The sequence below is a fragment of the Rhodococcus sp. NPDC127593 genome, from assembly GCF_042671975.1.
In the GTDB taxonomy this organism is placed as follows: Bacteria; Actinomycetota; Actinomycetes; order Mycobacteriales; family Mycobacteriaceae; genus Rhodococcus_F.
Map to the genome: position 1 here is coordinate 1 of NZ_JBHXWI010000184.1, position 1,313 is coordinate 1,313.

Below are 1,313 nucleotides of genomic sequence, written 5' to 3' on the forward strand. Positions count from 1 at the left end.
ATGCCGTCGATGATCGTCTGCCGGTCCTCGGGAGTCGACAGGTAGTTGTGCAGGATGCGGGGGGCCGTCGCCGGGTCCGCCGTGCGGAGCGTCACCGAGCCGCGGCTGGTCGGCTTGACGACACACGGACCCTGGGCGAAGCCGTGCGAGACGGCCGGACCGGTGGCCTCGTTGTAGAACAGGACCGGTGCCACATGGAACTGGACGTTCGGTGCGTCGAGGTCGGGCTGGGTGGTGAAGAAACCGCCGGTCTCGACGATGTTCGACGTCAACGGCCCGCGTCCCTCGCTCTGCAGCAGCTCCACGTTCTCCGGGCTGAGGGCCGTCTTGAGGGACTCTTCGTCGGTCAGGTAGTTCAGGAGCACCATGTAGTGGTCCTGCAATCCCTCGCCGACCGGGAGGTCCGCCACGACCGGGATCTCGAACGTGGCCAGTTGCTCAGCCGGCCCGATGCCGGACAGCAGCAGCAGGTGCGGCGAACCATAGGCGCCAGCGGACACGATCACCTCGCGGGACGCCGTCACCACTGACACCTCACCGCCCCGTTCAATTTCGACGCCAGTGGCCCGGTTGCCTTCGGTGACGACGCGGCGCGCCAGCGCTTCGGTGATGATCGACAGGTTCGGCCGGTCGAGATTCGGGTGGAGGTAGGCGACGGCCGTGCTGCACCGCATCCCGTTGCGCTGGGTGACTTGAAAGCGGCCCACACCGACCTGGGACTCGCCATTGAAGTCGTCATTCGGTGCGTGTCCGGCCTCGGTGGCGGCGTCGATCCACGCTTGACCCAACGGGTTCCTCGAGCGGCCTTCGCTGACCGACAGTGGCCCGCCGGCACCGTGGAACTCGCTGGCGCCGCGCTCGTTGTCCTCGAAGCGCCGGAACACCGGGAGTACTTCCTCGTAACTCCACCCCTGCGCTCCGCCAGCCGCCCACTCGTCGTAATCGGCGCGGTTGCCGCGCATGTAGACCATCGCGTTCATCGAACTGCAGCCGCCGAGCATCTTGCCCCGCGGGAGGTACGCCCGCCGGTAACCGATTCCAGGCTCCGGCTCGGTGTCGTAATCCCAATCCCACGTGCTCTTGAACAGAGAGGCGATAGCTACCGGGATGTGGATCTCGTCAGCGGTGTCGGCCGCACCGGCCTCGATCAGCGCGACCGTCACAGACGGATCCTCCGAAAGCCGCGCCGCCGCAGCCGCACCGGCCGAACCGGCACCCACCACCACATAATCGAAAACATTTTCAGCCGAGTCGGCGTCCGTGCGTGCCATTGAGCTTTCCTCCTTGAGGACCTGACCGTCGTGTTCCAAGTC

Annotated in this window: 1 protein-coding gene; it reads right to left on the reverse strand. The window is 66.4% G+C overall.

Annotated elements, in window-relative coordinates; all coding sequences use genetic code 11:
• Positions 1-1,271, reverse strand: a 1,271-nt coding sequence (locus tag ACFVJ3_RS49500; RefSeq protein ID WP_378459049.1) for a GMC family oxidoreductase, incomplete at its 3' end; no start/stop codon positions are given.
• Positions 1,272-1,313: the final 42 nt, after the last annotated feature.